Here is an 11,760-nt window from a genome sequence, read left to right as displayed (position 1 = left end):
GATCCCCGGCAGGATGGTATCCCGGCCTGTGCCGGGGGGCGATGAATTCGGGATGGATTACAATGACGCGCCTTTTCGCCGCCGTGCTGGCCACGGCCCTTGCCTTGGCCGGCTTTGCCGTAAACTCCGCACAGGCCGAGGGGCGCGGGTATCTGGGCCATGGCCGCCTGATCACCAATGACGTGATCGGCGATGGCTATGACAGGTGGCGCACAGGCTCGATTGCGCTCAGTTATCTTTGGGGGCCGGAATGGCAGGGGCAGCGCCCCGATGCCTTCGGCCGGATGCTGGAATTGCGCTTCAACGCCGAAATCATGGGGCCGGAAAACCTTGCCGCCCCCGCCGCGGGCGACCGGCCCTATGCGCAGATGCTGACCATGGGCCTGCACAGCCATTTCATGGCGGGGGCCTCCGAGGTGGCGCTGGGCGCTGATGTGACGGTGACGGGGCCGCAACTGGGCCTGGATACGGTGCAGGAGGCGCTGCACGATGCGCTGGGCGGGCTGGACCCTGCGCCCGCCACCAAGGCGGCGCAGATCGGCAACGATGTTCACGCCACGGCGGTGATGGAACTGGGCCGGACCTATCGGCTTGGATCGGGCGGCACCGCCCTGCGCCCCTTTGTCGAAGCGCGGCTTGGGGCCGAGTCCATGCTGCGCGCCGGGGCGGACGTGATGTTCGACGGCCTCGGGGCAGGGGGGCTGATGCTGCGCGAGCCGGTGACCGGGCACCTCTACAAGGGGATTGACGATGAAACCGAGGGCCTGAAATTCGTTCTGGGCGGCGACCTGGCCTATGTGGCCGACAGTATCTTCCTGCCCTCATCCCGTGGCTATCGCCTGACCGATACGCGCAACCGCCTGCGTGCGGGCGTCCATTGGGAGGGGGCCGGGGGCAGCAAGCTGTTCTATGGCGTGACGTGGCTTGACAAGGAATTCAAGGCCCAACGCCAATCACAGGTTGTAGGATCTATACGTTTAGACCTGAAATTCTAACCAAAAGTGATTCTTGAGGGCTTCTCAGGGTGATTCGTTTTTGTTAAATTATTGGTTAATAAAAAAATAAAATAGGCAGGCATACGGGTAATGAAGACGGGCTTTCGTGGCGCGTTTGTCATCTCCTGGTCGCAGACGGAAGTGGACGGACTCGAATCCGGCCCCGTACAAGCACTCAGTGTGGGGGCCGCGTGGTCTTGGCGTGGCGATGCAGTACGCGTCGACGGACCCAGCGAGGTCCTGCGACTGGAACGGGCAGACGACGAAACAAATTGCCGCAAACGGGCGGCACGACTTGTGCGGCGCCTCGTGGGGGCGGCGCGAACCAACACCAAGGATATTCACAGCGTCGAGGTGAACGAGCCTTTGATGGACAGCGGTTTCGTTGTCACCGACGGCGCGCGCAGCTTCACCGTAACCTTGATCGAAGTGGGCGGCGGGGCACCGCCGCTTTTGCTGTTCGTGGATGAAATCCCTCCGCGCGATACGGAAATGTGGGTGGTGCACCAATCGCTGGAAGGGTTGCGGCATCCCTCGACCGGGCCGGAAACCGGCGGGGTGATCTGTTTTACCCTCGGCACGCGCATCCATACCCCCGACGGGCCGCGCCTTGTCGAGGACCTGCGCGAAGGCGACATGGTGCAAACCAAGGACAACGGGGCCGAGGAAATCCAGTGGATCGGCAGCCGCCGGATGAGTGGTGCGCGGCTCTTTGCCATGCCCTACCTGCGGCCCATCCGGATCAAGGCCGGGGCCTTTGGCGGCGACCGCCCGGACGAGGAACTGCTGGTCTCGCCCAGTCACCGCATGCTTCTGGACGGTGACGAGGCCCGCGCGCTGTTCAACACGCCCGAGGTTCTGGTCACCGCCCGCGATCTGGTGAACCAGTCCACGGTAACGGTGGATGCCGCCCTGCGCGAGGTGACCTATATCCACCTCATGCTCCCGCGCCACCAGGTGCTTTGGGCCAATGGCGTGGAAACCGAAAGCTTCCACCCCGCCAGCACATCCTTGGCCACCCTGGCGGACGAGGATCGCGCAAGGCTTCTGGGCCTCAACCCGCACCTAGAATCCGAGCCGCATACCTACGGCAGTTTCGCACGGCGCAGCCTGAACAGTTCCGAGGCGGCCATCCTGCTGCACGACGCGGCCTGAGACAGTGGCATTTGTGCGGTTGACTCTGCACATGACGCGCGTATAAGCGCGGCTTCATTGGTGTTGGCGGCCCCCGCAAGGGGATGCCTGTCGGGCGCCGGGCAACCGGGTAAGACCAAAGGACAACGCCCTTTAGCAACGGCACGAGGCGATCCGCCTGACGGCCCCATGGTTCAAGCTGAAACGCGATTTCAGCCCGAAAAGTGGGAACCGGTTTTCGGATCAAGCTGAACTGCCACCATAAAGGAGATCAGCCGTGACCAAACGCACGTCTGCCAAGTACAAGATTGACCGCCGGATGGGCGAAAACATCTGGGGTCGTCCGAAATCCCCCGTCAACCGCCGTGAATACGGCCCCGGCCAACACGGTCAGCGCCGCAAGGGCAAGATGTCCGACTTCGGCCTGCAGCTTCGTGCCAAGCAGAAGCTGAAAGGCTACTACGGCGACCTGACGGAAAAACAGTTCCGCCGCATCTTTGCCGAGGCCGAGCGTCTGCGCGGCGACACCGGTGAGCAACTGATCGGCCTGCTGGAAAGCCGCCTGGACGCGGTTGTTTACCGTGCCAAGTTCGTGGCCACCGTCTTTGCCGCCCGTCAATTCGTGAACCACGGCCATGTCCGTGTGAACGGCAAGAAGGTCAACATCCCCTCCTACCGTGTGAAAGAGGGCGACGTTGTCGAGGTCCGCGACCGTTCCAAGCAGATGACCGCGCTTCTCGAAGCCACCCAACTGCCCGAGCGTGACGTGCCCGACTATATCGAGGCCGACCATTCGAAAATGACCGCGAAATTCGTTCGCACCCCGGGTCTGGGCGATGTGCCTTATCCCGTGCAGATGGAACCGAACCTCGTCATCGAATTCTACGCGCAGAACTAAGACCTCTGCGCCACAGGATCCAAGGCCGCGACGGGGAAACCCGCCGCGGCTTTTTCTTTTTGGTGTTGGGGATGTAGTATAAACGACGTAGTTGCTTACGGATTTGTGGCACGTCTGGTCTGTGCTTCGGTTAATGGATGTTTTGCAGAATGAGTGGTGTTTCAATCGACGTTTTTCCGCATGGTGAGCTTAACACCATTCTGGATGCCGATGAACGCGTGGTCTGGACAGGACGGCCCGAATATGGACGCCGGTTCTTTCAGCCTATCGGCACCGAGCGGACTCTCCTTATCTCGATGGTATTCGGAGCCCTGGCAATGTGGAGTACCTTGCCTTTCATCCCGGATAAGGCGCTCTTCGGGCGGGTTGATGCCATATGGGTGTATGGCGCGGCGTCCCTTGCTTTCATATTTGCCGCGATGTGGTCGGCCCATGAAAGGCAAACTGTTCTTTGTACCTTGGTCTATTTTGTGACCAATAAACGCTCCATTGTTTGTCGCCGTGGGCGCAACTGGCACGCTGGCATCCGGCTTTACGTGGTGTCGAATGCGCATTCCGCGACCTACCCGTATGAAGTCCTTTTGACCCGGCCCCACCCATCCCTGAAAATAGGGGCGTTGATGGATCAACAGGAGCTTAATCCATTTGGATTTGGGCTATCGCATCTCGGTCAACCGGTTCATTGGGGGAAGATCACCGTGCCAGTCGCGTTCGAGCAAGTTCCGAATGCCGCTGAGCTGCTTGAGATGATTAAATCCAATCTGCCTCACGATTGATCAGGGTGTCGAGCCACCCAATGGATGCAGCAAGGCGACACATTATCAGCCATAGGTTTTTGCTTCTGGTCAAGGCCAAGGGGCAGGGCTAGAACCTCGCCAAGGGAGATGTCCACATGACCAAGATCACACCCCAGCCGGGGATCATGGATATTGAGCTTTACCAAGGCGGGGCCAGCCACGTGGCGGGCCTTTCGAACGTGGTGAAACTCAGCTCGAATGAAAACCCTTTCGGCCCCAGCGAGGCCGCGAAGGAGGCGTTCCGCAAGGCCGCCTATGACCTGCACCGCTACCCCCCCACCGACCACCGCGCCCTGCGCGAGGCGATTGGCGAGGTGCATGGGCTTGACCCGGCGCGCGTGGTTTGCGGCGTGGGCAGCGACGAGATCATCGCCTTCCTGTGCCAGGCCTACGCCGGCCCGGGCGACGAGGTGATCCACACCGAACACGGCTTTGCCATGTACAAGATCAGCGCCAAGGCCAATGGCGCCACGCCCGTCGAAGTGCCCGAGCGCGAGCGCGTCACCGATGTGGACGCGATCCTTGCCGCCTGTAACAAGAACACCAAGCTGGTCTTCATCGCCAACCCCAACAACCCCACCGGCACAATGATCGGAGAGGGCGAGGTCGCGCGTCTGGCCGAAAACCTGCCCGATCACGTGCTTTTGGTCCTTGATGGGGCCTATGCCGAATATGTCGAAGGCTACGATGGCGGCGCGGGTCTTGTGGACAGTCGCGAGAACGTGGTCATGACCCGCACCTTTTCCAAGCTTTACGGGCTGGGCGGTTTGCGCGTCGGCTGGGGCTATGGCCCGCAGCATGTCGTCGATGTTCTGAACCGCATGCGCGGCCCCTTCAACCTTTCCCAAGCGGCCCTCGTCACCGCCGAAGCGGCGGTGCGCGATGAGTCATGGGCCACCAAGTGCCGCGAGGACAACACCCGCCTGCGCGCATGGCTGGCCGAGGCCCTGGCCGAACACGGCGTGCCCTCGGACACCTCGACCGCGAATTTCATCCTTGCCCGCTTTGCCAGCCGCGAAGAGGCCGAAGGCTGTGACGCCCACCTCAAGTCCGAAGGCCTGATCGTGCGGCCGGTGGCGGGCTACAACCTGCCCCATTGCCTGCGGATCACTGTGGGCGACGAGGCAAGCTGCCGCCGCGTGGCCCACGCGGTGGGTCAGTTCATGGGCAACGCAAGATGAGCGGCGCACCGATATACAAACGCGTCGCGCTGATCGGTCTGGGCCTCATTGCCTCGTCGATGTACTGGGCGATGAAGCGACATGGGCTGGCCGGTGAGGTCACGGGCTTTGCCCGTTCCCAGGAAACCCGCGCCACGGCGCGCGAGATCGGCCTGTGTGATCGCGTCTGCGACAGCGCGCTTGACGCCGTGGAAGGCGCCGATCTGGTGGTGCTTTGCGTCCCGGTGGGGGCTATGGGCGGTGTCGCCTCCGAGATTGCCCCGGCCCTGAAACCCGGCGCCACGGTGTCCGATGTCGGTTCGGTCAAGAAAGCGGTGATCGAGGCCGTCGGCCCGCATCTGCCCGAAGGCGTGCATTTCGTTCCCGCCCACCCGCTGGCGGGTACCGAACATTCCGGCCCCACCTCGGGCTTTGCCGAACTTTTCGAAAACCGCTGGTCCCTGATCGTCCCGGTCGAGGGCAGCGACCGCGCGGCGGTGGAGCGGGTCGAGCAGCTTTGGCAGGGCATGGGCGCACTCACCGATGAGATGGACGCCGAACACCATGACCTCGTGCTTGCCGTCACCTCCCACGCGCCGCACCTGATCGCCTACACGATGGTCGGCGTGGCCGATGACCTGCGCCGCGTGACCGACAGCGAGGTGATCAAGTACTCCGCCGCGGGCTTTCGCGACTTCACCCGCATCGCCGCCAGCGACCCCACCATGTGGCGCGACGTCTTCCTGACCAACAGGGAGGCGACGCTGGAAATCCTCGGGCGCTTCACCGAGGAACTCTTTGCCCTGCAACGTGCCATCCGCACGGGTGACGGCGACCACCTGTTCGATTACTTTACCCGCACGCGCGCCATCCGGCGCGGTATCATCGAGGCGGGGCAGGATACCGATGCCCCTGATTTCGGACGTGTGAAAAAGGGCTGATCCATGCGTGTAGCTTTCCTTATCCCCTTGATTCTAATGGGATGTTCCCTGATTGGCGGAGGCTCGGAAAAGCCGGTCGTTTCCTCCAAGGGCTCGGTCTGCGGCGATCCCACGATCAAGGGCGTGGTCGTCGGATCGGTGCCCGGAAACGGGGCCTGCGGCATCGACGCGGCGGTGCGCGTAACCTCGGTGGGCGGGATTACGCTCAGCCAATCGTCATTGATGAACTGCCGCACCGCGCGCACCCTCAAGGGCTGGGTCGATACCGGCCTGACCCCCGCCGTCGGCAAGATGGGCGGCGGCGTCTCCGGGCTCAAGGTGGCGGCGCATTACGCCTGCCGCACCCGTAACCACCAACCCGGCGCGCGCCTGTCGGAACACGCCAAGGGCAATGCCATCGACATCGCCGCGATCCAGTTGCGCGACGGCGATGACATCACCGTCCTCGGCGACTGGAACAGCGGCCACAAGGGCCGCATCCTGCGCCAGTTGCACAAAAGCGCCTGCGGCCCCTTCGGCACGGTGCTCGGCCCGAATTCCGACCGCCACCACCAGGATCACTTTCACTTCGACACGGCAGAACACGGCTATGGGCCCTATTGCCGCTGAGGTCTGCGGTGCGCAGTAATGCGCACCCTACAATCCCGCCATTCCGGCTTTCTTCTTTTCAAAAATATCCTGGGGGAGGCGTTGAAAATCGTGATTTTCAACGTCGGGGGCAAAGCCCCCAATCCCCTACCGCAACCGAATGACCGGCGCGGGGCCAATCGGCACCGGCCCCAGCATCACGCGGCCCCCGCGAAAACCAAGCGGAATATCCAGCGTCTTGGGGTTGCCCGCCATCTGCGACAGCAGGGAAAGCCCATCCTCCAGCGTCCCGGCAAAGCCTTCCGGGATCGCCCCCGCCGTCACCGCCAATTCCAGAATTTCGCGCCAGTTGCGCGCTTTCACGGTGATCTCGCCGGTGGGCACGCCGCGCGCGTCCACCGTCACCTCGCCTGCCGCCTGAAGCTCCAGCCGCCCCCAACGCGCCTGCGCCAGTTTCACCTTGACCCGGCGGGGTTGCGGGCGGGCCTCTTCGATGGCGCTGCGATCCCAGGGTTTGTCGAACTCCACCACCATGTCGGCCTGCAAGGCCTCAAGTGTTTCGGGCAGGCTGCCGCGCGGATCCAGCCGCGCACGCACCGGTACCGAAGGCGCCACCCCATCGGCCCGCAGGCCCAGACGATACACCGGGTCGTCACTGGCCGGCACGGTTTCAATCGCAAGGCTCAAGGCGGCAACCCGTGTTGGTTCGTCCCGGCGGGTGGGGGAGATTTCCAAAGCCTCCGCCGTCAAGGTGCTGCGCTCAAGCGGAAGCTGCGAATTGACGCCCACAACCACGCTGGCACGCATGTCGCGGCTTTCCAGATTGTATTTTTCCATGGGTGTGGCGATCAATTGTGTCTCGGGCCAGACGGCGATCACATGCCCGGGGTTATAGCTTAGCGCATTGATCTGGAACCGCGGGGCCTCCCATGCCAGCCCGGTGTCGGGATCGGCCAGCGCCAGATCCGCGATCACCGTGTCAAAACGGCTGGGAAAGCCCTGCACGGTCAGGTCGCTGTATTCGGCCACCCAACCTTCGGTGCGCCGTTCCTCGAACCACGTGGCAAACCCCGATTGCACGCCGCTTGATCCGATGAACCAGTACCCCGACCAGAGCGCGACAACCGCGATCAAAAGTGTCCCCAGTAAACGCATGGGCGCAGGCCCCCTTTTCTGCTCTCTCGGGTTGGTGTTTAAGGCCTCTATGACACAAGGAACAGTAAAATGACGATGTGGGTTTTCGGCTATGGCTCTTTGGTGTGGAATCCGGGGTTCAATGTCGCGGAGCGGGTGATTGCCACCTTGCCGGATTATCACCGTAGCTTTTGCATGCGCTCGATTCACCATCGCGGCACCGAAAAGGACCCGGGCCTTGTGCTGGCGCTCGATGCGATGGAAGGGGCGCGCTGTCACGGCGTGGCGCTTTCAGTGGCCAAGGGCGAGGAGGCGGCGACCCTGGACTATTTGCGCGAGCGTGAACTCGTCTCGGCGGCCTATCTGGAAAGGATGCTGGATATCGAACTGGCCGATGGCCGGGTGGTCGAGGCGGTGACCTATGTGATCGACGCCGACCATGTGCAATATTGCGGTGGTCTGGACCTCGAGGAACAGGCCCGGATCATCGCAAATGCCGTCGGCGGGCGCGGCCCGAATACCGAATACCTTTACAATACTGCCGCCCATTTGCACGAGTTGGGCATTCGTGATGCGGAACTCGATTGGCTGGCCGCGCGTGTCCGGCATTTATGCGCATAAAACCTTGGCTTGAGGAGTTTTGACGCGTAGGGTTGGCGCAACAAAAAACCACCGCCGGGAGCCCGTGCCAATGGCGCAGCCGGACCGTGAGGTCGAGCCCAAGTTTTCACATCCCTTCCGCCAGATCATGCTGATGCTGATCGTGCTGGGGCTGACATGTTTCGGGGCCTTCTTGGCGCTGCCAAGGGTGCTGCCCGTCTTTCAGGCAAACCCCTATCTCAATGGCTTTATCGTCTTTGTCTTCCTGATCGGGGTGGTCGCCTGTTTCTGGCAGGTCTTTCAACTGATCGGGTCGGTCCGCTGGATCGAAGGTTTCGCCGCCGAAACCCCGGGCCACGAGATGACCAAGGCGCCACAGCTTCTGGCGCCCTTGGCCTCGCTTTTGCGGCAACGCGGCAAACAGCGGCTGCAGATCGCCCAGACCTCGGCGCGCTCGATCCTCGATTCCGTCGCCCAAAGGATCGACGAGGCGCGCGAGATCACCCGCTATATCGTCAACATGCTGATCTTCCTGGGGCTGTTGGGCACCTTTTACGGCTTGGCAACCACCGTGCCTGCCGTGGTCGACACCATCCGCAGCCTCGCACCGCAAGACGGCGAAGGCGGGGTCGAGGTGTTCAACCGCCTGATGACCGGGCTTGAGGCACAGCTTGGCGGCATGGGCGTGGCCTTTGCCTCCTCGCTTCTGGGCTTGGCCGGGTCGCTTGTCGTGGGGCTGTTGGAGCTTTTCGCGGGTCACGGACAAAACCGGTTCTACCGCGAGCTTGAGGAATGGATGTCCACCATCACCCGCGTCGGCTTTGCCGGCAGCGATGGCGACGCCTCGGGCGAGGCGGCGGCGATGGCCCCGGTCGTCGATTACATGGCCGAGCAGATGGAAAGCCTGCAAATGATGCTGACGCAATCGGATGTCAGCCGCTCGATGGTCGATGAGAAGCTGGGCGTTCTGGCCGATTCCGTCGAACGCCTGACCCACCGGATGAGCGACGCAAACCCGGTGAACAACGCGCTGACCCGCGTTGCCGAGGGGCAGGAGCGCCTGATCGACCTGATGGAACGCCAAGGCGAACACGCGGGCGAGGCCGGGTTGGATGCCGAAAGCCGGATGCGCCTGCGCTCGATCGACGTGCAGATGCTGCGCATCCTCGAAGAAATCAGCGCCGGCCGTCAGGAAACCATGACCGAGTTGCGCACCGATATTGCCGCGCTGTCCTCCGCGATCCGCTCCTTGCCGCGTGGCGGCGGCCCGCAACGCGCCCGCGGCACCGGGCAATCATCGCGCCATACGCCCCCAACGCAGGAGGGCTGATCCATGGCCCTTTCGCGGCGCACAGGCACACGGTTTCAAGCCTCGATCTGGCCCGGGTTCGTCGATGCGATGACCGGCCTTCTGCTGGTGCTGATGTTCGTGCTGACGATCTTCATGGTGGTGCAATTCGTCCTGCGCGAAACCATCACCGGGCAGGCCAGCAAACTGGATGAACTGTCCGCCGAAGTGGCCGCCCTGGCGCAGGCCCTCGGGCTGGAACAGGATCGCAACGCCACGCTCACCGACCGGGTGGGCGAATTGACCAGCACCCTTGGCGATGCCCGCGAACGCGAACAGCAACAGGCCGCCCTGATCGCGCAATTGCAAAACCAGACCGCCCAGCAGGCCGAGGCCCTCAGCGCCGCACAGTCTCGTATCGCCAGCTTCGAGGAACAGGTCGCGGGCCTGTTGTCCGAGCGTGACACCGCCCTTGGCCAGGTGGCCGAGCTGGAAGGCGAGCGTGACGCGCTTTTGTCCGAGCAAGAGGCGCTGGAACTTACCCTTGCCTCCCTGCGCGAGGAGGTCGACGCCCAATCCGAGGCCGCCCGCCTTGCCGCCGCCCGCCGCGAGGCGCTTGAGGCCCTCGTGGCCGATCTGCGCCAATCCTCGGAAGAGACCCAAAACGAGATGGCCGCCCAGATCGAAACCCTCGAATCCGAGCTTTCCGAGGCCGAAAAGACCCGCCTGGCCGAGGCCGCCGCCGCCGAAGCCCTGCGCGAAAAGCTGCAAAACGCCGATAGCGAACTCTCCGCGATGACGCTGGCACTGGAAGAACAGCGCAAACGCGCCGAGGAAACCCTGACCCTTCTGGCCGCCGCCCGCGACGCGCAGGAGGATCTTGATACCCGGCTGGCCGCCGCCCTTCTGGACCAGGAGGAAACCAGCCAAAGCCTTGCCGACCGCGACGCCCGCATCGCCGCTTTGGAGGAAGAGTTGCGCAAGGCCGAAACCGGCGCAAGCGAGGCCAACGCCGATCTTGCAACCCTGCGCGCCGAACTGGACGCCACCAAGGCGCGCCTTGCCGAAGTTGTCGCGCAAAGCACCATCGCCGAAACCCAGGCCCTTGAGGCCGAGGAGGTGCGCGCCCAGCTGACCCGCGCCCTTGCCGCCAAGGAAGCTGCCGAAGCCCAAGCCGCCGAAACAATGACCGAGGCCGAGGAACGCGCCGCCCTTCTGGCCCAAGCCCGCGCCGAACTGGCCGAGCAAGAGGAAATCGCCAGCGAGGCCCAGAAACAGCAGGCCCTGCTCAACCGTCAGGTCTCGGCCCTGCGCGACCAACTGGGCCAGCTACAGGCGCTGCTGGACGATGCCAAGGCGCGCGAAGCGGCGCAGGATGTCCAAATTCAATCACTGGGCCGGGATCTCAACGCCGCCCTTGCCCGTGTCGCCGCCGAGGAACGCGCCCGCGCCAAGCTTCTGGAAGAGCAAAACCAGAATCTCGAAAAATACCGCTCGGAATTCTTTGGCCGCCTGCGTGACCTTCTGGGCGCGCAGGAAGGCGTGCGCATCGTCGGCGACCGTTTCGTCTTTTCCTCCGAGGTGCTTTTCGCCCCCGGCGAGGCCGAACTTTCGACCAGCGGGGAACGTGAAATCGCCAAGGTGGCCGACATCCTGCGCAACGTGATCAGCGAGATTCCCGAGGGTATCGACTGGGTGCTGCAAGTGGATGGTCATACCGATAACGTGCCGGTGCGCGCCGGCGCGGAATTCGCCGACAACTGGGAACTCAGCCAGGCGCGCGCCCTGTCGGTGGTGCGCTACATGATCAACTTCCTTGGCCTGCCGCCCGAACGGCTTTCGGCCAATGGCTTTGGTCAGTACCAGCCGGTGAACGGTGCCGACACGCCGGATGCCCGCGCGCAAAACCGGCGGATCGAATTGAAATTCACCGGGAAATAACCTGCGCCGCGCCCTGGACGCGGCGGCTTTTGGGCAACTGTCGATAATCAGGGCATTTGCCCTTCCGCGTTATAATTCGCCCTTTGCAAGCCCTTGCGGGGCATTCCCGAGTTTACTGACAACGGCATTCGGCAGAAACCCAAGGCGCGGACTCAAGGCCGAAGGCCGCCGCGCCATCGTCGGGCCGCACCCTCGGCCCGGCGATTGGGTCGGCCTTGGTAAGCAGATTATTCATCGCGCGCCAGTAACTTGGATAAAGCCCTGCCGAACCGGGGTTGGTTCGC

12 protein-coding genes are annotated in these 11,760 nt (G+C 63.2%); 10 read left to right on the top strand and 2 right to left on the bottom strand.

The window, feature by feature from the left end; all coding sequences use genetic code 11:
* The first annotated feature begins 62 nt into the window (after positions 1-62).
* From RBB32_RS05740 to RBB32_RS05710, 7 genes are all read left to right on the top strand, one after another.
* Complete coding sequence (locus tag RBB32_RS05740; RefSeq protein WP_306151737.1) at positions 63-995, top strand: lipid A-modifier LpxR family protein; 933 nt, start codon at positions 63-65, stop codon at positions 993-995.
* 90 nt (positions 996-1,085) lie between these two features.
* Positions 1,086-2,150 carry a Hint domain-containing protein gene (locus RBB32_RS05735; protein WP_306151736.1) on the top strand — a complete coding sequence of 355 codons (1,065 nt, stop codon included), beginning with the start codon at positions 1,086-1,088 and terminating at the stop codon, positions 2,148-2,150.
* 256 nt (positions 2,151-2,406) lie between these two features.
* A complete protein-coding gene (rpsD, locus tag RBB32_RS05730) occupies positions 2,407-3,027 on the top strand; it encodes a 30S ribosomal protein S4 (RefSeq protein WP_306151735.1) in 621 nt (206 codons plus the stop codon).
* Between the two features lie 149 nt (positions 3,028-3,176).
* On the top strand, positions 3,177-3,803 hold the full coding sequence (locus tag RBB32_RS05725; RefSeq protein ID WP_306151734.1) for a hypothetical protein: 627 nt from the start codon (positions 3,177-3,179) through the stop codon (positions 3,801-3,803).
* A 116-nt stretch (positions 3,804-3,919) separates the two neighbouring features.
* On the top strand, positions 3,920-5,005 hold the full coding sequence (hisC, locus tag RBB32_RS05720; RefSeq protein WP_306151733.1) for a histidinol-phosphate transaminase: 1,086 nt from the start codon (positions 3,920-3,922) through the stop codon (positions 5,003-5,005).
* Positions 5,002-5,925: a prephenate/arogenate dehydrogenase family protein gene (locus tag RBB32_RS05715; protein WP_306151732.1), complete on the top strand. Its 924-nt coding sequence runs from the start codon at positions 5,002-5,004 to the stop codon at positions 5,923-5,925. The genes hisC and RBB32_RS05715 overlap by 4 nt, the downstream gene beginning before the upstream one ends.
* A 3-nt stretch (positions 5,926-5,928) precedes the next feature.
* Entirely contained in the window at positions 5,929-6,534 is a 606-nt protein-coding gene (locus tag RBB32_RS05710) for an extensin family protein (protein WP_306151731.1), read from the top strand.
* A 126-nt stretch (positions 6,535-6,660) separates the two neighbouring features.
* Here RBB32_RS05710 and RBB32_RS05705 read toward each other — a convergent pair whose 3' ends face one another.
* On the bottom strand, positions 6,661-7,668 hold the full coding sequence (locus tag RBB32_RS05705) for a DUF2125 domain-containing protein (protein ID WP_306151730.1): 1,008 nt from the start codon (positions 7,666-7,668) through the stop codon (positions 6,661-6,663).
* Between the two features lie 69 nt (positions 7,669-7,737).
* On the opposite strand from RBB32_RS05705, the gene RBB32_RS05700 reads away from it, so the two are divergent.
* The 3 genes from RBB32_RS05700 to RBB32_RS05690 all read left to right on the top strand — a co-directional run bounded on the left by RBB32_RS05700 (position 7,738) and on the right by RBB32_RS05690 (position 11,476).
* The gene (locus RBB32_RS05700) at positions 7,738-8,268 is read left to right on the top strand and encodes a gamma-glutamylcyclotransferase (protein ID WP_306151729.1); all 531 of its coding nucleotides are present in this window, start codon (positions 7,738-7,740) and stop codon (positions 8,266-8,268) included.
* A gap of 70 nt (positions 8,269-8,338) precedes the next feature.
* Positions 8,339-9,577 (top strand): biopolymer transporter ExbB, encoded by a 1,239-nt coding sequence (locus RBB32_RS05695; RefSeq protein WP_306151728.1) that lies wholly within the window; start codon positions 8,339-8,341, stop codon positions 9,575-9,577.
* Positions 9,578-9,580: 3 nt separating this feature from the next.
* Positions 9,581-11,476, top strand: coding sequence for a peptidoglycan -binding protein (locus tag RBB32_RS05690; RefSeq protein ID WP_306151727.1), 1,896 nt, complete (start codon positions 9,581-9,583; stop codon positions 11,474-11,476).
* Positions 11,477-11,588: 112 nt separating this feature from the next.
* On the opposite strand, the gene RBB32_RS05685 is transcribed toward RBB32_RS05690, so the two are convergent.
* Positions 11,589-11,711, bottom strand: coding sequence for a hypothetical protein (locus RBB32_RS05685; RefSeq protein WP_306151726.1), 123 nt, complete (start codon positions 11,709-11,711; stop codon positions 11,589-11,591).
* Positions 11,712-11,760: the final 49 nt, after the last annotated feature.

It is taken from the genome of Roseovarius sp. MMSF_3281 (assembly GCF_030733685.1).
GTDB lineage: Bacteria > Pseudomonadota > Alphaproteobacteria > Rhodobacterales > Rhodobacteraceae > Roseovarius.
This window is presented reverse-complemented; position numbering and strand designations above follow the sequence as displayed.

Coding starts and splice junctions, on each gene's coding strand:
- RBB32_RS05700 (WP_306151729.1), top strand. CDS start 7,738: ATGACGATGTGGGTTTTCGGCTATGGCTCTTTGGTGTGGAATCCGGGG.
- RBB32_RS05725 (WP_306151734.1), top strand. CDS start 3,177: ATGAGTGGTGTTTCAATCGACGTTTTTCCGCATGGTGAGCTTAACACC.
- hisC (WP_306151733.1), top strand. CDS start 3,920: ATGACCAAGATCACACCCCAGCCGGGGATCATGGATATTGAGCTTTAC.
- RBB32_RS05705 (WP_306151730.1), bottom strand. CDS start 7,668: ATGCGTTTACTGGGGACACTTTTGATCGCGGTTGTCGCGCTCTGGTCG.
- RBB32_RS05735 (WP_306151736.1), top strand. CDS start 1,086: ATGAAGACGGGCTTTCGTGGCGCGTTTGTCATCTCCTGGTCGCAGACG.
- RBB32_RS05695 (WP_306151728.1), top strand. CDS start 8,339: ATGGCGCAGCCGGACCGTGAGGTCGAGCCCAAGTTTTCACATCCCTTC.
- RBB32_RS05710 (WP_306151731.1), top strand. CDS start 5,929: ATGCGTGTAGCTTTCCTTATCCCCTTGATTCTAATGGGATGTTCCCTG.
- RBB32_RS05685 (WP_306151726.1), bottom strand. CDS start 11,711: ATGAATAATCTGCTTACCAAGGCCGACCCAATCGCCGGGCCGAGGGTG.
- RBB32_RS05740 (WP_306151737.1), top strand. CDS start 63: ATGACGCGCCTTTTCGCCGCCGTGCTGGCCACGGCCCTTGCCTTGGCC.
- RBB32_RS05690 (WP_306151727.1), top strand. CDS start 9,581: ATGGCCCTTTCGCGGCGCACAGGCACACGGTTTCAAGCCTCGATCTGG.
- RBB32_RS05715 (WP_306151732.1), top strand. CDS start 5,002: ATGAGCGGCGCACCGATATACAAACGCGTCGCGCTGATCGGTCTGGGC.